This is a genomic window from Alistipes sp. Marseille-P5061 (assembly GCF_900290115.1).
In the GTDB taxonomy this organism is placed as follows: Bacteria; Bacteroidota; Bacteroidia; order Bacteroidales; family Rikenellaceae; genus Alistipes; species Alistipes excrementigallinarum.
In genome coordinates this window covers 731,614-748,121 of the sequence record NZ_LT985748.1, presented here as the reverse complement: position 1 = coordinate 748,121, position 16,508 = coordinate 731,614, and the positions used below count along the sequence as shown (strand labels likewise).

Below are 16,508 nucleotides of genomic sequence, written 5' to 3'. Positions count from 1 at the left end.
TGTCGCCCTGCTGCTTTCGGGCGCGGTGGCGGCACAGCCCGTGGCGGAGCGTCCGCTTCCGCCTCAGCCGGAAGCTGTTGAGCCTGCCGTAGACCGTCCGCTTCCGCCTCAACCCGAGACGGGAAAGCCGGTTCCGCCTGCATCCGCTGCACAGCCCGCGCTTGCAGGTCAACCCGTTCCTCCCGTTCCGCCGGTTCCTCCCGTGCAGCCTCTGCCGCCGGTTCCGCCTGTGCCACGCGAGGGCGACTGCTACCGGCTCCGGAGGGTGATTCCGGTCGAGGGGCGGCAGGGCGTTGCCGCCGACTCGAACTACTACTACGTTTCGGGCAGCACGGCGCTCTACAAATACACGAAGCAGGGCGAACTGGTGGCCTCCAACGAAAAGCCCTTCGAGGGGCTGCCCCTCCCGGCCAACCACATCGGCGATATCGACGTCTGGCGGGGTGAAATCTACGCCGGCATCGAGACCTTCAACGACGGGGTGGGCGAGCACATCCAGATAGCGGTCTACGACGCCCGGACGCTTCGCTGGAAGCGCTCGATGGCCTGGGAACCCGCATCGGGACAGGTCGAGGTGTGCGGCCTTGCCGTCGACCGCGACAGCGCCCGCGTCTGGATGGCCGACTGGGTCGATGGCCGCTACCTCTACGAGTACGACCTGCGGACGGGCGCCTATCTGCGCCGGGTGCATCTGCGTCCCGTGCCGCAGTGGCAGCAGGGCATCTTCATGCTCGGCGGGCAGATGCTCCTCTCGGCCGACGACGGTGATGCCGACCTGGACGAGGCAGACAACCTCTATGTGGCCGACCTGCGCGGCGCCGGAAGCTGCACGACGGTGCTTCCCTTCCGCGAGATGAACGACTTCCGCCGCGCGGGCGAAATCGAGGGGCTCACGGTCGACCCGGCGACGGGCGAGCTGGTGGTGCTCTCGAACCGCGGTTCGCGCATCGTGCTGGGGATGGTCCGCGGCTTCTATCCCGGCTACGACCGAGAGGTGCACGAGCTCTACATCTACGAGCGGGTGCGGTAGCTCCCGTATCGGCGGGCTCTGTTTGGGCTCCGCTCCTAACGACAGACGGCGACGTTACCCCGTAAAGGGGGACGTCGCCGTCTGTCGTTTCGATGCTGCGCACCCGATGCCTTTCGGGCCCGCCCGGTTGCCGTTATACTCCGTCCCGAAGCGCTTCGGGTCGGCCCGGCTGCCGTTACTCCTGCCCGAATCCGATGCTGACAAAGGTCAGCACCTCGGGCAGCGCCGTGCGCCAGTAGCGCCACGTGTGGCCGCCGTCGCGCATGCGGTATTCGAGTGGAATGTTGTGCAGGCGCATCTGCTCGTAGAAGCGGATGTTGCCTTGCCAGAGGAAGTCGTCGTCGCCGCAGTCGACCCGCCAGCGTACGGTGCGCAGCGCAGCAGCCTGCTCGTCGGTCATCTGCTGCAGGAAGCGCAGCGGACTGTTCTCGATGCGCGAACGTTCGTAGTCGTTCGGGTCGCCCGGAATCGGCCGCGGCTCCATCGCCGCGCTGAGCGGGCAGGCCGAGCTGAAGAGCTCGGGGTGGTGCTGGGCATAGGTCGCCGTGCCGCCTCCGCCCATCGACAGGCCGGCAATGGCGCGGCTCTGCTTCTCGCTCCGGATGCGGTAGCGGCGCTCGACGGCGGGCATCAGCTCCTCGAAGAAGAAGCGCTCGTAGGGCCAATCCGGAACGTTGTAGTAACCCATGTGGCGTCCCGTGTGGTTCTCGTCCTCGCCCGAGGCGTCGGGCATGACGACCACCATCTTCACAGAGCGTCCCTCGGCGATGGCTTCGTCAAGAATCTGCTGCATCTGTCCCTTGGTGGGTTCGCTCCATGCGGTGTGGGTGTCGCTCGCGCCGTGCAGCAGGTAGAGCACCGGATAGCGGCGCGTCGGGTCGGCGTCGAAGCCGTCGGGAAGGTAGATTGTGCAGCTCTTTTCGGCGCCGAGCAGCTCGCTGCGGAGCGTGAAGGTTTCAAGCCGGCTCTGGGCCGTCAGCGGTGCGGCGGAGAGCAGCATCGCCGCAAACATCAGCATTCGTCTCATTTCAGGTTGTTTATCGTTTGGTTCGTCGTGTCGGTTTTGCTGCCGGCGGAGTCCGATGCGTCGGTCGGAGCGAGCAGTTCGACCAGACGGTCGAGCTGCGGTATGCCGTATCCCACCTCGCAGTCGGGCGTCGCGGCCCGGCTGCCTGAGGCGTGGAGCGCGGCAATCAGCGTAGAGCGCTCCACGCGGTTGTACTGGAGCATCGCGGCGCAGAGCCCTGCAATGACGGGCGTCGAGAAGGAGGTTCCGCGGGGCGAGTCGCTGACGACCACGTCGGGCTTGATATACCCAGCTTCGGGCCATCCCGTGCTGCTGTACTCCCTGCGCGTTTGACCGTCCCAGTCGACGGCGCCGACCGTGACGGCCTCGCGCACGTCGCCCGGGAAGCCGATGTGGCGCCACGGCTTGTTGCCCTCGTTGCCGGCGCACTGGATGAAGAGCAGCTGGGGATGAGCGCGCAGAATGCTGTCGAGGAAGCGCGAAATCCGCGAACTGCGGCCGTCGAGCTGCCCGGGCGTGTAGCCGTCGAAGTCGTCGAAGGTGGTGTAGCTGATGGAGCAGGTGATGAGGTCCACCCCCTTGTCGAGCAGCCACTCGATACCCTGCATCATGCGCACCTCCTCGCTGCGCGGCTCCCGGTCGGGAAGGTCGATTTTCGCCAGACAGAACTCGCTCGCGGGGGCCAGCCCGAGCAGCGTGTCGCTCCCCATGCGGCCGCCGATGTTCATGCAGACCTGCCGGCCGTGCTCCATCGGGTCGCGAAAGAATCCGGTCGTGTCTCCGGTCGTGAAGTCGCGGTAGTCGATGATGCGGAGCCCTTGGGTGCGCGGGTCGCTGCGCAGCGACCCGAACCCGGCATCGAGCACGCCGATGCGGATGCCGCGGCCCTCCAGAGCGAGCGAATCGTAACGGGGACCCATCATTGCGCCGATTTCGCGCGAGTAGGTTCGGGTGTATTCCTTGGTCCAGCCCCCCAGCGCATCGTCGATGGCTTGCCGGATGTCGGCACAGCCATCCGCAAGCAGCAGTGCCGATGCTGCGGCAAATGCCGCAAAGCCCCGCCGCAGGAGCTTCGATTTGCTGTTGTCGGTCGTTCCGTTCATCGCATTCATGCCTTTCGGCGGTCGGGGCGTGGCCGCTGCTACTCGACGTAGAGCACCAGCCCCTTGAGGTACTCGCCTTCGGGGTGGTAGATGTTGATGGGGTGGTCGGCCGGCTGGGTCAGCTGGTGCAGAATCCGCACCTTGCGCCCCGCGATGGCCGCCGCCGAGAAGACCGTCGTGCGGAAGAGCTCCTTCGAGACGGCCTGCGAGCAGGAGAAGGTGAAGAGGATGCCGCCGCTCTTGATTTGCGACAGCGCCCGGGCGTTGAGCCGCTTGTAGCCCTGCATGGCGTTGCCCAGCACCTTGTGGTGCTTGGCGAAGGCGGGCGGGTCGAGGATAATCAGGTCGTAGCGGTCGCCGATGTCGCGCAGGTACTCCACGGCGTCGGCCGCCAGGGCCGTGTGTTTGGCCTCGGCCCCGAAGTTAAGCCGCACGTTCTCCTCGGCCAGTGCCACGGCGCGTTCCGACGAGTCGACCGACACCACCTCCTTCGCGCCGCCCGAGAGGGCGTAGACCGAGAAGCCGCCCGTGTAGCAGAAGGTGTTGAGCACGGTGCGGCCCGCGGCGTAGCGCTTCACCAGCTGGCGGTTTTCGCGCTGGTCGAGGAAGAAGCCCGTCTTCTGCCCATGCTCCCAGTTGACCAGGAATTTCTCGCCATGCTCGAGCACCACCTGCGTCTCGTGGTCGGAGCTGCCCCACAGGTAGCCGTCCACGGCGCCCAGACGGGCGTTGTAGGGGACCGTCTGCGAGCTCTTGTCGTAGATGGCCGTGAGCCGCGAGCCGTAGACCTCGCGCAGGGCGGCGGCCACGTCGAGCCGCGCACGGTACATCCCCACCGAGTGGCACTGGACGACGGCCGTCGTGCCGTAGATGTCCACCACGAGCCCCGGCAGCGAGTCTCCCTCGCCGTGCACCAGTCGGTAGCAGGTCGTGTCGGGGGCGTCGGTGAGCCCCAGTGTGCGGCGCACGTCGAGAGCCGAGGCGATGCGTCCGCGCCACCACGCGGCGTCAATCGCGCAGCGCTCGAACGAGAGCACGCGCACGGCGATGGAGCCGATTTGGTAGTGGCCCAGAGCGATGAATTCGCCGCCGTGGGTGTAGACTTCGACCAGGGCGCCTTCCGTAATCTCGGCCTCGTCTTCGGCCTTGATGTAGTCGATGGCGCCCGAGAAAATCCAGGGATGGTGGCGGAGGAGCGATTCCTCCTTGCCGCGGCGCAGGTATACTTGAGGTGTCATGCGGGGGTTATTTTTTGCGGATTTGGGGCGTTTGTTGCAGTTTGTCGTAGATTTCGGTGCAGACCCAGGCATCGGTTGCCGCGTAGAGCAGCTGCTTGTCGGTCAGCTGGGCGGCCTCCCAGTTGCTCAGCCGCTGCGCCTTCGAGACCCGTTTGCCCAGCACGATGGCCGAGAGTTTGCGGAGGCTCTTCTCCTCGATTCCCCAGTCGGGGGCGATGGCCTGCAGGTCGACAAAGCCGCCGTCGCGGAAGTGGCGCAGCTGGCGCAGCGAACGGAGGTCGCCCGCCACGTCGGCTCCCACCTTCTGCACCTTTGCGCTCCCCAGCAGGTGGAGCAGCGGGGCGGCGAGCGGAATCCGGTTGAGGCGGAAGAGGTAGCAGCGTTCGGGGGTGGAGAGCTGGAGCAGCGAGACGCGGAAGGTCACGCCCTGACGGAACGAGGGACGCGTTTCGGTGTCGAATCCGATGACGGGATGGGCCGCCAGATAGGCGCAGGCGTCGGAAATCTCCTCCTCCTGCTCGATGACGCGGATTTCGCCCGGGTATTCGATGGCGGGCAGCGCCGCCGTCTCTTCGTTGCCGATTTTGGGTTGAAATGTATTTGTGTTCTTCATCGAGTTGTAAATTCATACAAAGTTAGGGAAATAAATCGGAATATCGGCATCGGCGCCCCCAAAATCGGCATTGCCCTCCGTGCGGGCCCCGCTGCCGGCCTTGGCGCAGGGAGACTTGCGTTCGGCCGTTTTTGTAATTTGGGGAATAATGCGTATCTTGTAGAGGAGTCGAATCTATGGAACTATGAAACGGAGCATTATATTTTTGTTGGCGGTATTGGTGTGCATGACGGCCATTGCACGCAAGCCCGGTTATGCGGACTACAAGCCATTGTCGGCCTTTGGCGGGGATACGGTCGCTTATCTGGATTACAACTGGAGTGCTCATGCCATGGGAACAAATAGCAACGCCCCATTGCAGGAGTTTTTTGACCGGTTCGAATTGCCCATCCGGTCGGTGGATTTTACGTGCATCAATGGATATGTCCTGTCTGATGTTCGGCTTTATATTATCCCGTGTGATTCGGTTGCCAAATTGAAAGAAGAGCGGGCCGTATTGCTTAATAAGTGTTCGTTGTTCAGCATGTTTATCTTTCCGTGGGAGGTGGAAAACCGCGAGGATTTGCCGGACTACGAGACGATTCACCGGTCGATTCCCGAATTGAAAGAGAAGGGTACGGTGCTTCTGCCGTGGAAAGAGGAGTACAAGGAGGTGATTGGCCGTTATCTGGTGCAGAACGTCCAGTTCAATTGGGATGAGAGCTGGGAGAAGTAGCTTCTTATTCCGGACGATTCCGGGCGGTGCCTCAGGGTGCCGCCCGTTTTTGTGTTCTGGGAACCCGCTGCCGAAGGCATGGAATTACGGCTGCGCGAGGACGGTGTGGAGGCGTCCGTCGGCTTCGGTGCGGAGCACTCCCTGTGCCTGGAGGCGGCGCAGCAGTTCGATGACGGGGCCCTCGTCCACGAACAGTGCTCCAGGCAGTTCGCTGTGCAGCGCGTCGAGCAGCTCCTGCGGTGAGCAGGGCGAGGACGAGAGGAGCTCGAGCACCCTGCGCCGCAGCTCCCCGGTCGGAATGGTCCCCTCGGCAGCGGCAATCGGCAACCTCGTGGGTGAGGAGCCCGTCGGGCTGTCTGCTTCCGCTTCCGCTTCGTCTGCCTCAGAAGCCGTCTCCGGGGCCGCGCCGGTTGGGAACGAGCCGGCCGGTCGGGGACCCTCGGGCGTGGTGCCGGTCGGACGGGGAGTGGTTGAGGCTTGACCCCCGGGCGTGGTGCCGGTCGGGGCGGCGTCGTGCGCTGACGGATTTCCTGCCGGACTGTCGGCCGGAGCGTTCGGTTCGGTCGGGGCGGTCGATGCCTGCTGCCGCTTCGTCTCGCGCCGGCGGGCAAGGCAGATGTCGCAGATGCCGCAGGGTTGGGCGTCGTCGGCCCCGAAGTAGCGCTCGAGCACCACGCTGCGGCACTCCGTCTCGTTGGCCGCATAGGCGAGCATGTGGTCGAAGCGTTCGCGCATGAGCTCCTGGCGGTGCCTGTAGGTCTCGGGGGCGATGTAGAGGTCGGCGCGCGGCAGGCGCTCCTCCTCCATGTAGAGCATCGGGGAGCGGTTCGACGGGATGTAGCGGATGACGCGCAACTGCCAGAGCGTCTTGAGCAGCTCCTTGACCCGCTCGACCTTATAGCCGCTCCACGTCGCCAGCTCGCACTCGTCGATGGGGCGGAACTCCGTGAAGACGCCGTTGTAGAGCCGCAGGATGGTGCGGATGAAGTGGTCCAAGTCGTCGCGGCGGATGCGCAGCCGGTAGAGGTCGTCGCGGCTGACGCAGAACATCAGCCGGGCGGGGTTCTCCATGGCGTCCGTGAGGGTCAGATAGCCGTTCTGCTGCAGCAGCTTCAGTGCGCTCTGCACCGTGCCGACGTAGAGGTGCTCGCGCGTGCAGAAGTCGTGGATGTTGAAGAGGAACGAGGCGCCGGCCCCCTCGCCGATGCCGATTTGCAGGTAGGAGCAGACCTTGTCGTAAATCTCCTTGATGCGGTCGAGCGGCGGAAACTCCTGCTCGAAGCGGCGCACGACGCGGCTCTCGTCGTTGGGGGCGACGAGCAGCAGGGCATAGCTGCGGCGGCCGTCGCGTCCGGCGCGCCCCGCCTCCTGGTAGTAGCTCTCGAGCGAGTCGCAGAGCGAGTAGTGGCAGACGAAGCGCACGTCGGCCTTGTCGATGCCCATGCCGAAGGCGTTGGTGGCCACCATCACCCGCACGCGGCCCGTCATCCAATCCTCCTGGCGAAGCGTCCGCTCGGCGTGGCCCAGTCCGCCGTGGTAGGCGGCGGCCGTGATGCCCTCGTTGCGCAGCAGGTCGGCCAGCTGTTCGGTGCCCTCGCGCGTGCGGACGTAGACGATGCCGCAGCCTTCGACCCCCCGCAGCAGCCGGAGCAGCTGCCCGTTCTTGTCCTCGGTGCGGCGGACGCTGTAGGAGAGGTTGGGACGTGCGAAGCTGCTGCGCAGGATGTGGGGCTCGGCGAAGTCGAGGTGGCGCATGATGTCCTCGGCCACGAGCGGCGTGGCCGAGGCGGTGAGCGCCAGCACCGGCACGCCGGGAAGCTGGCGGCGCAGCTCGGCGATGCGCAGGTAGGAGGGGCGGAAGTCGTAGCCCCACTGCGAGATGCAGTGGGCCTCGTCGACGGCCAGCAGCGTGACCTTCATCCGCTCGACGCGCAGCCGGAAGGCGTCGGTCGAGAGCCGCTCGGGGGCGACGTAGAGGAACTTCACGTCGCCGTAGGCGCAGTTGTCCAGCGCAATGTCGATTTGGCGGGGCGAGAGGCCCGAGTGGACCGCCACGGCCGGAATGTGCAGCGCGCGCAGCCGGTCGACCTGGTCCTTCATCAGGGCGATGAGGGGGGTGACGACGATGCAGAGCCCCTGGCGGGCCATCGTCGGGACCTGGTAGGTGAGCGACTTGCCGCCGCCGGTGGGCATCAGCGCGAGCGTATCGCGCCCCTCCAGCACCGAGCGGATAATCTGCTCCTGTACGGGCCGGAAGGCGTCGTAGCCCCAGTATTGCTTCAGGACGGCATGAATGTCGCGAACTTCCATACGTTGCAAAATTAGTGAATCCGCCGCGCAAAAGCAAGCCCCGGACCCCGTCAGGCGGGTCGGTGACGGGCCGAGGGGCGGGCGGCTTCTGTCGTTTTGTCGTCGGAATTAGGCAAAATCGGAAATAATCACTATCTTTGCTCCGATAGCTTCGAAACAGCGTCGATGAACCCCCGCCGCATCATAGCTCTCCTGCTGCTCGCCCTCTACCTCTTTGCCGTGGGTGGCGAGGCCGCTGCCGCACTCTCGTGCGACTGCGTGCGGCTCCATGCGCATCCCGGACATGAGCATCCGCACTGCATCTGCTGCGTGCACCACGATGCGGCCTCTGCGGGCGACGCCCTTCATCTGACGGCGCCCTGCTGCGACGACTCGCACAGCACCGAAATAGCACTCTACACGGCCCTCTCGTCGCTGCTCGACAAGGCGGCCCGCCGCGTCGTGCTGGCCCTGCCGCCGACGCTTGCGGCCGAACTGCCGGCCGTGGCCGAGCAGCTGCTCCACCACAGCGATGCGGCGGAGCGTCCCGACGTGCTGCCCGACGACGGATTGCTTCGTGCGGCGGCTCTTCGGGCTCCTCCCGCCCGGGGCTGACGGCGCCCTCGGTGTGTCCGGGCGCGCCTGCAGGCGGATGTTGCGCGGAGCCCGGCTCCCTCTCCGCCCGCGTGCTTCTCTTTTTATTCCACCCGTTTTTACCAATCATCGATTTACGGACCGGTCTGCCGCCCGTCGGCAGGCCTTTCGAGGAGGGCAAGATGGATTCCCACCATTGCGAAGAGGTGCTTCTGCACCACGGCATCCGCCCCACGGCGGTGCGCATGCTTGTGCTGGACGCCATGGAGCGTTTCAGCGACACCTTCACGCTGGCCGACCTGGAGGAGGCCACCGACGGCATGGACCGCTCGTCGATTTACCGGACGCTGACGCTCTTCGTGCGGCGCCACCTGCTGCATCTGGTCGAGGATGGCAGCGGCTCGGCCAAGTACTGCGTCTGCCACAACGACCACGCCTGCCGCATCGACGAGATGCACTGCCACTTCCATTGCGAGGCGTGCGGCCGGACCCTCTGTCTGGACCATACGCACATTCCGGTTGTCGCCTATCCGGCCGGTTTCGAGGTCCGTCAAATCGACTACCTGCTCCGGGGACTCTGCCCCGAGTGCAGGGCCAAACGGCGGGGCTGAGCCCCAGTGCAGGGTATGCATAGAGACTTTGCAACCCGGTTGCAACTCTTTTTTGCCACCTTTGCTCCGTCGAAAAATGAAAAACCCATGAAACGATTCGCTTTATCGATTGCAATTCTTACGCTGTTTGCCGCCGCCTCGCCGCTTCGCGCCCAGGACCTGCGCGGCAAGGTGTGCGATACGGAGGGACAGCCGCTCGTCGGCGCTTCGGTCTACTGGGCCGGAACGACCGTCGGCGCAAGCACCGATGCCGAGGGTGGCTTCCTGGTGCACCGCGTGCGCGGCTACGACCGTCTGGTCGCCTCCTACCTCGGTTACGTCAACGACACGGTCCGCATCGACGACAACCGTGCGGAGCTCAACTTCGCGCTCGAGGCCGAAGGGGTCTCGCTCGACGAGGTGGTCATCGAGGGGAACCAGAGCGGCAACTATGTCAAGCACGACGGCATTGTCAAGAACGAGATGATATCCTTTGCCGGCCTCTGCAAGATGGCCTGCTGCAACCTGGCCGAGTCGTTCGAGAACTCGGCGTCGGTGACCGTAGGCTACAGCGACGCCATCTCGGGCGCGCGGCAAATCAAGATGCTCGGTCTGGCCGGCACCTATACGCAGATTCTCGACGAGAACCGCCCCATCATGCAGGGGCTCAGCGCCCCCTACGGCCTGAGCTATACGCCGGGCATGTGGCTCAACTCGATTCAGGTCTCGAAGGGCGTCGCCTCGGTGACGGCCGGCCATGAGGCCATCACGGGCCAAATCAACCTCGAGCACCGCAAGCCGACCGACGCCGAACGCCTCTTCGTCAACGTCTACCTCGACGACGAGCTGCGTCCCGAGGCCAACATCACCTCGGCCTTTCCCGTCTCGCGCGACGGAAAGCTGACGAGCATCATCCTGCTCCACGGCTCGGGCGATACCGACGTGCGGCGCATGGACCACAACGACGACGGTTTCCGCGACCTGCCCATCACCAGCCAGTTCAACGTGGCCAACAAGTGGCTCTATGCGGCCGACAACGGCACGCAGATTCGCTGGGGCTGGAAGTTCGTCCAGGAGAACCGCCTGGGCGGCATGCTCGGCTACCGCAATACCGACGCCATGCGCCGGGCGATGGAGGATGACTGGTCGCTGTGGGAGCAGCCCGATGCTGCCGGCAAGCCGCTCTACGGCTCGCACATCCGCAATCGCAACGCCAACGGCTACGTCAAAATCGGCTTGCCGCTCGGCCCGTCGGTCTACGACGAGCAGGAGCAGGACGAGATGCGCTCGAACCTGGCCTTCGTGGCCGACTTCGACCACTTCGACGAGGAGGCCTACTTCGGCCTGAACAACTACTCGGGTAACCAGAACGCGCTCTCGCTCTCGCTCATGTACAACCACTACTTCACCTACCGCTCCTCCATCAACGTCGGCGGTCAGGCCCACCTGAACTACTACCGCGAGTCGCTGCTCAACCCCACGCCCTGGATTGCCGGGACGTCGGCCGGTGACTTCACCTTCGACCGTACGGAGGGCGAGGCGGGACTCTTCGCCGAGTATACCTACTCCATCAAGGACAAGTTCTCGCTCGTGGCGGGCATTCGCGGCGACTACAACCGCTACTTCGACAACTTCTTCGCCACGCCGCGCGGCCACATCCGCTGGAATATCACCCGCACCACCACGCTGCGCGCCTCGGCCGGTCTGGGTTACCGCACGACCAACATCATCACGGACAACGTCGGCATGCTGGCCACGGGCCGCAAGCTGGTCTTCGACAACGGCTTCTCGCGCGACTTCAACCGCATGGAGAAGGCGCTGACCTTCGGCGGCAGCCTCACGCAGAGCTTCACGCTGGTGCGCGAGGACGATGCGACGCTGAGCTTCGACTACTTCCGCACGCAGTTCTACAACTCGGTGGTCGTCGACCAGGAGATGGACCCCTCCGCCATCCACATCTACAACACCGACGGCCGCTCCTATACGGATACCTACCAGGTCGACTTCTCGTGGTCGCCCGTCGAGCGGCTCGACATCTTCGCCACGTTCCGCTACACGGACAGCGAGATGACGCTCAACCGCAACCCCCAGGGAACGGAGCACGTGCGCGTCGAGCGGCCGCTCATCAGCCAGTACAAGACGCTGCTCAACATCCAGTACGCCACCAAGTTCCGCCGTTGGGTCTTCGACGTGACGGCCCAGCTGAACGGCCCGAGCCGCGTGCCGCGCTTCGTGGAGAACAACGGCGTCGTGGAGGCCGACTACGGCTACTACTCGCCGCGCTACCCGATTTTCTTCGCACAGGTGACCCGCAAGGTGGGCAAGTTCGACATCTACGTCGGCTGCGAGAACATCGGCGACTACATGCAGCACGACCCGATTCTGAGTGCCGACAACCCCTTCTCGGCGGCCTTCAACTCGATGAACGTCTGGGGTCCGCTCATGGGGCGCAAGTTCTATCTGGGCGTGCGCTTCAACCTCTACTGATACTGATACTGATGCGGGGCGCGGGCCGGGCCGGGCCGGAGCGCTCCGGACGGCCTCCGCGCGCCGGAATGAACGAATACGAGTAAAACTTCAAAAAACAGGAGACAAGATGAAAAAGATGCTGATGATGTGCCTCGTCCTGCTGCTGGGCGTCGGCACCTGCATGGCGGCCAAACCCGCCGCCCAGAAGAAGACGGTGACCACCGTCTTCAAGACCGATGTGGACTGCGAGCACTGCGTGACCCGCATCATGAACAACGTGCCCGTGCTGGGCAAAGGCATCAAGGATGTGCAGGTGGACCTCGCCACGAAGCAGGTTACGGTGGTCTACGACGCCTCGAAGAACGACGTGCAGACGATTGTCAAGGGGCTGGCCTCGCTCAAGGTGAAGGCCGAACCGATGCCCGAGGCCGAAAAGGCCGAGTAGCCTTTCGCGCGCGCTGAAACCGACCGCTGCGGAGCGTTTTCCCCCAAAGGGGGAAGCGCTCCGCTTTTTTGTCCCATGAGGGTCTTCAGACGGCGGCCGGACGGAGCGTCGGCCGGACGATTTTTGCCCGAAGCGTTTGGAAATATGCCGGAAATGGCTACATTTGCCCTGCAAACGGTTCCCGAGAGGCCGCGCCGCCTCGAGGGATTAAAAGGGAATGCCGTGCAATTCGGCAACAGTTCCCGCTGCTGTGAGCTTCGTCCCGGTGGATGCCGGGCTGTCGTCGCGACAATCTTTTGCCACTGACCTTCGGGTTGGGAAGGCGTCGCGTCGGAAGCGAGTCAGAAGACCTGCCTTTGCCTGAATCGAGCGCATGCCTGCGGAGGACGGGCGGGGCGAGGTGGAGGAACTCTTTTCGTTTTACCGTTTCCCCTTTTTTGCATACTCCGAATCTTCCTGCGGGCGGCGCCGATGGTGCGGTGCAACGCCTAACCCTTTAATTGTACAGGATATGAGGAGATTGTTTGTACTCTTGACGGCCGCCTGGGCGGCCCTGCTTCCGACGGCGTGCAGCAAGTCGGATAGTGATGCTCCGCGGCCGCTTCCGGCCAAGGTGACCATCGAAGAGGTGACCCCTGCCCGGCAGGCGGTGAGCTTCACCCTGAAATCGGAACAGGCCGCGCGTGTGGCCTACTGCTGTCTGAGTCAGGGCACCGCGCCCGACGCATCGGCCTGGACGCAACTGGAGAGCCCCGCCGCTTCGGTGACGCTCCGCGTCGAGGGGCTTGACGCCGGCACGGCCTATACGCTTATGGCGCGGGCCGAGAATGCAAAGGGCGAGCCGTGCGAGGCGGTGAGCCGCGATTTCGAGACGCTGCGTCTGCCGGCACTCCAGTTCGGCGAGGTGACCGCCACGGCCGAGGGGGCCGAGGCCTCGGTGACGACCTCCGACGCGCTGCGCCTCTTCTGGGCCTGCCTTCCCGCCGACGGGGGCGAGCCTTCGGAGTTTACCGAGGTGGAGGCTGCGGCCGAGATGAAGCTCGAAATCCGGGGCCTTGCCGCGGCGACCGACTACCGGCTCTACGCCTACGTTGCCGATGCTGAGTCGCGCAGCGAGCTGGCCGTGAAGCCTTTCCGTACGGCCGACCCCTCGTCGGTCGACCTGAGCGCCTCGGGGACGGCCAACTGCTACCTGGTGAGCGAGGCGGGCGTCTACTCCTTTGCGGCCGATGTGCGCGGCAATGGCGTGAGCGCCAATGCCGATGCGGAGAGCAAGCATTTCGACGGGGCCATCCAGCCGGGCGAAGGGTGGAGCGCCGACTGGCTCTGGGCCTCGGCCGAGGGGCTGGTTTCGGGGGTGTCGTTTGACGCCGCCTCGAAACGGATTCGCTTTGAGGCCTCGGCGGGGCGCGGCAATGCGGTGCTGGCCCTCTTCGACAGCGAGCAGCGGGTGGTCTGGAGCTGGCACATCTGGATGACGGAGGACCCCTCGGCCCACCTTATCGAGGGCTCCTCGCCCGAGTATCTCTTCCTCGACCGCAATGTGGGGGCCACCTCGACGGCGGTCGACGACGTGGCGTCGTTCGGCCTCTTCTATCAGTGGGGGCGCAAGGACCCCTTCATCGCGACGTCGCAGCTGGCGAACTCCGACGGTGCGGCCATTCCCGACGGTGAGGCCTTCCAGAGCGCCATCGAGGGAGACTGCGTCTTCAACGCGGCCCATACGACCGGCTGGTCGACGCTGCGCAACGACGACGCCTCCATCGCCTCGGGGCAGTCGGTCGACTATGCGGCGGCCCATCCGATGACCTTCATCACCTACGGGGCGCAGGTCGCCTCGAGCGGTGTCGGGGCGTGGTTCAACGACGACAACGTGCAGTATGCCGAGCTGTGGGGCTACGACTTCATGAAGCGCAACAACCAGAAGACGATGTTCGACCCCTGCCCGCCGGGATACAAGGTGCCGGGATGGTATCAGGAGGTGATGGCCGACGCCGACAAGACGACGATGGCAGCGGCGGGCGAACATCAGTCGCGCACCTACAAGGGCGGCTACTGGCCGGCGCAGGGCTACCGGATGGATTCGGGCCGGCTGTCGAACGTGGGGCGCTACGGCTACTATTGGTCGGCCTGCTCCTACAACCACAACTATCCGGCGCAGAACTTCAAGGGCTACATGCTCTACTGGTACTCGCGTGCGGTGAGCAATAACAACGCCCAGAACGAGGCCATCGGCGGCAACATCCGCTGCATCCGCGAGTGACGGGGGTGGGGAGGCGCGCAGCTCCGTGCGGCGCTCCTCCCTCCGGACCTCCGGAACCTTCCTCCGGAGCCGTTCTCCGGAGCCGTTCTCGGAAGCCTTCCTCCGGCGCCGTTTTCCGGCTCGGAACATGAACAAGGGGCGTGACCCGTCGGGTCGCGCCCCTTGCCGTGCGGTTGTGCGGCTGGGATGTTGCCGGGAAGGGTAGTCGGAGCCTTTGGAACAAACAATTACTCCATCGGGCGGATGCGGACCTCGGTGACACCCTCCAGCTCGCGGGTGAGCCGGTCGAGGTCGGTCTTCTCGTCCACTTCGCCGTAGTGGTAGGGGTAGAAAATCTTCGGGCGGATGGCCTTCGCCGCCTCGACAGCCTGGTCGACGGTCATCGTGAAGGGCTGGTTGACGGCCAGCAGCGCGATGTCGATGTCGCGGAGCGCCTCCATCTCGGGGGTGTTCTCGCCGTCGCCCGAGACATAGATGCGCGTGCCGCCGATGGTGAGCAGGTAGCCCACATCCTGACGCTCGCGCGGATGGTACTGCTGCCGGTCGGCCGAGGTGTTGTAGGCCGCTACGGCCTCGATGGTGACGTAGTCGCGCGGACGGGCCGTATCGCCAGGCATCATCACGTGACAGTCGAAGTCGAAGGCCTCGGCCGTCGTCTTGTCGCAGAGCAGATCCGTTTCGGGGGTCTCGAGCGCCTCGATGGCCGTGCGGTCGAAGTGGTCGTAGTGGGAGTGGGTCACCAGAATGAGGTCGGCCTTGGGCAGCGTCGCGTAGTCGGCATATTCGCTGACGGGGTCGATGTAGATGTGCTTGCCCGCCACCTCGATGGCCAGCGAGCCGTGTTTGATGAAGGTCATTGTAAATTGGGAACCGTCGCGGGCCGTGAAGGTATCCGTCGGAAATTCGGGGGCGTGCGATGCGCCGCAGCCGAAGAGTGAAAGAAACGACATAAGCAAGAGGGTTTTGCGAATCATTGTATCCTGGATTTAGAGATTCCGGAGTCCAATTTAACGAAAAAAACGAATAATTCCTATCTTTGCAGATGATAAACGTCGGTGCGGTCTCCGATTTTTTTCGGACGTGCGATGCAGTATCGGTCGCTGTGCACCGTTTATCGGGAAACCAAACAGAACAGACCATGCGCAAATTCTACCTTATCTCCCTCGCGGCGGCCGCAGCGCTCTCGCTCACGGGATGCCTCAAGAGCGAAGGCAACGACCTCTTCAAGAAACTGGAGCCCGTGCGCCCCGGTATCGCCATCTACAATGCGGCTCATCCGCAGAACGTGCTCTCGATGCAGTCGGCCGACGCCGCCCTGCGTCTGGCAATGCTGCTGGCCGAAGCCGAAAAGCAGGCGGCCGCTGCCGTCGAGCAGGGACAGGAGCCGGGAGACCCGTTCGACGTTGAGTATCTGAAGAAGATTCAGGTGAGCGGCGCCAACCTGCAGAACCTGCTCTTCGGCTACAATACCGAGCTCGAGAAGATTGCCTCGGGCTTCCGCATTCGCTACAACGGCAGCAAGGGGAGCTACGACGCCTACAACCGGACAGGTTCCTACATCGTCATGACGGGGGACCGGCAGCTGGCCGCGACCGATGCCGACAACCTCTGGACCGTCTCCATCGATACGCCGGTTGAGATGACGGCCGGCTCCGACGAGAAGGTAACCTGCGAAGGAGGCTCGACGCGCATCCATGCCGATGCGACGGGCGGCTATGTCATCGAGATGGCTGCCGTGAAGATTTACGAGCAGGAGGCCTATACCTCCGACTGGAGCGGCACCTTCCGCTGGAAGCCCAAGGCGGGGACGCTCTGCTACTCCGACTTTGCCGAGGAGGGCAAGGGCAGCGAGCTGGAGGGCGAGGCTTCGGGCCGCTCGTTCGTGACCTTCAACAACACCACCTCGCTGGCCCTTGAGTATGAAATCATGGGGGGCGAGTGCATCGGCTACAACATCATCAGCGACGGCGTGGAGACCTGCCGCATGCCCGATGCCGGCGACTACGACGCCGCACAGTTCCCCTCGAACGAGGTCTCGGTGGAGTGGGAGCTTCAGGGCAGCTATGCGCTGATTTATACGATTCGCTACAACGGCTACGTCGTGGTGGTCGACTGAGTCCTCCGCGGAACGT

14 protein-coding genes and 1 riboswitch are annotated in these 16,508 nt (G+C 64.4%); of the genes, 8 read left to right on the top strand and 6 right to left on the bottom strand.

Features of this window, described 5'->3' with window-relative positions; genetic code table 11:
• The first annotated feature begins 229 nt into the window (after nucleotides 1-229).
• The gene (locus C8267_RS02940; RefSeq protein ID WP_234025666.1) at nucleotides 230-1,030 is read left to right on the top strand and encodes a hypothetical protein; all 801 of its coding nucleotides are present in this window, start codon (nucleotides 230-232) and stop codon (nucleotides 1,028-1,030) included.
• A 175-nt stretch (nucleotides 1,031-1,205) separates the two neighbouring features.
• Here C8267_RS02940 and C8267_RS02935 read toward each other — a convergent pair whose 3' ends face one another.
• The 4 genes from C8267_RS02935 to C8267_RS02920 are packed head-to-tail and all read right to left on the bottom strand — an operon-like array spanning nucleotide 1,206 to nucleotide 5,011.
• Nucleotides 1,206-2,057, bottom strand: a complete 852-nt coding sequence (locus C8267_RS02935; RefSeq protein ID WP_087361050.1) for an alpha/beta hydrolase — start codon at nucleotides 2,055-2,057, stop codon at nucleotides 1,206-1,208.
• Nucleotides 2,054-3,169: a S8 family serine peptidase gene (locus C8267_RS02930; protein WP_106633566.1), complete on the bottom strand. Its 1,116-nt coding sequence runs from the start codon at nucleotides 3,167-3,169 to the stop codon at nucleotides 2,054-2,056. The genes C8267_RS02935 and C8267_RS02930 overlap by 4 nt, the downstream gene beginning before the upstream one ends.
• A 29-nt stretch (nucleotides 3,170-3,198) precedes the next feature.
• A complete protein-coding gene (locus tag C8267_RS02925) occupies nucleotides 3,199-4,398 on the bottom strand; it encodes a class I SAM-dependent rRNA methyltransferase (RefSeq protein WP_106633565.1) in 1,200 nt (399 codons plus the stop codon).
• A gap of 7 nt (nucleotides 4,399-4,405) precedes the next feature.
• On the bottom strand, nucleotides 4,406-5,011 hold the full coding sequence (locus C8267_RS02920; RefSeq protein ID WP_087361044.1) for a 3'-5' exonuclease: 606 nt from the start codon (nucleotides 5,009-5,011) through the stop codon (nucleotides 4,406-4,408).
• A gap of 184 nt (nucleotides 5,012-5,195) precedes the next feature.
• Here C8267_RS02920 and C8267_RS02915 point away from each other — a divergent pair, with 184 nt between their 5' ends.
• Nucleotides 5,196-5,726 (top strand): hypothetical protein, encoded by a 531-nt coding sequence (locus C8267_RS02915; protein ID WP_158699675.1) that lies wholly within the window; start codon nucleotides 5,196-5,198, stop codon nucleotides 5,724-5,726.
• Nucleotides 5,727-5,810: 84 nt separating this feature from the next.
• On the opposite strand, the gene C8267_RS02910 is transcribed toward C8267_RS02915, so the two are convergent.
• Nucleotides 5,811-8,036 (bottom strand): RecQ family ATP-dependent DNA helicase, encoded by a 2,226-nt coding sequence (locus tag C8267_RS02910; protein WP_234025665.1) that lies wholly within the window; start codon nucleotides 8,034-8,036, stop codon nucleotides 5,811-5,813.
• A gap of 165 nt (nucleotides 8,037-8,201) precedes the next feature.
• Here C8267_RS02910 and C8267_RS02905 point away from each other — a divergent pair, with 165 nt between their 5' ends.
• From C8267_RS02905 to C8267_RS02885, 5 genes are all read left to right on the top strand, one after another.
• Nucleotides 8,202-8,630, top strand: coding sequence for a hypothetical protein (locus tag C8267_RS02905; protein ID WP_106633563.1), 429 nt, complete (start codon nucleotides 8,202-8,204; stop codon nucleotides 8,628-8,630).
• 161 nt (nucleotides 8,631-8,791) lie between these two features.
• Nucleotides 8,792-9,220: a Fur family transcriptional regulator gene (locus tag C8267_RS02900; protein ID WP_106633562.1), complete on the top strand. Its 429-nt coding sequence runs from the start codon at nucleotides 8,792-8,794 to the stop codon at nucleotides 9,218-9,220.
• An 87-nt stretch (nucleotides 9,221-9,307) separates the two neighbouring features.
• Nucleotides 9,308-11,686: a TonB-dependent receptor gene (locus C8267_RS02895; RefSeq protein WP_087361031.1), complete on the top strand. Its 2,379-nt coding sequence runs from the start codon at nucleotides 9,308-9,310 to the stop codon at nucleotides 11,684-11,686.
• 109 nt (nucleotides 11,687-11,795) lie between these two features.
• Complete coding sequence (locus C8267_RS02890; protein WP_087361030.1) at nucleotides 11,796-12,113, top strand: cation transporter; 318 nt, start codon at nucleotides 11,796-11,798, stop codon at nucleotides 12,111-12,113.
• Nucleotides 12,114-12,270: 157 nt separating this feature from the next.
• Nucleotides 12,271-12,485, top strand: a riboswitch (cobalamin riboswitch).
• Nucleotides 12,486-12,624: 139 nt separating this feature from the next.
• A complete protein-coding gene (locus C8267_RS02885) occupies nucleotides 12,625-14,376 on the top strand; it encodes a hypothetical protein (RefSeq protein ID WP_158699674.1) in 1,752 nt (583 codons plus the stop codon).
• Nucleotides 14,377-14,603: 227 nt separating this feature from the next.
• Here the strand turns inward: C8267_RS02885 and C8267_RS02880 are convergent, their stop codons facing one another.
• Nucleotides 14,604-15,326 carry an MBL fold metallo-hydrolase gene (locus tag C8267_RS02880; RefSeq protein WP_106633560.1) on the bottom strand — a complete coding sequence of 241 codons (723 nt, stop codon included), beginning with the start codon at nucleotides 15,324-15,326 and terminating at the stop codon, nucleotides 14,604-14,606.
• A gap of 188 nt (nucleotides 15,327-15,514) precedes the next feature.
• Here C8267_RS02880 and C8267_RS02875 point away from each other — a divergent pair, with 188 nt between their 5' ends.
• On the top strand, nucleotides 15,515-16,492 hold the full coding sequence (locus tag C8267_RS02875; RefSeq protein WP_106633559.1) for a hypothetical protein: 978 nt from the start codon (nucleotides 15,515-15,517) through the stop codon (nucleotides 16,490-16,492).
• Nucleotides 16,493-16,508 lie beyond the last annotated feature (16 nt).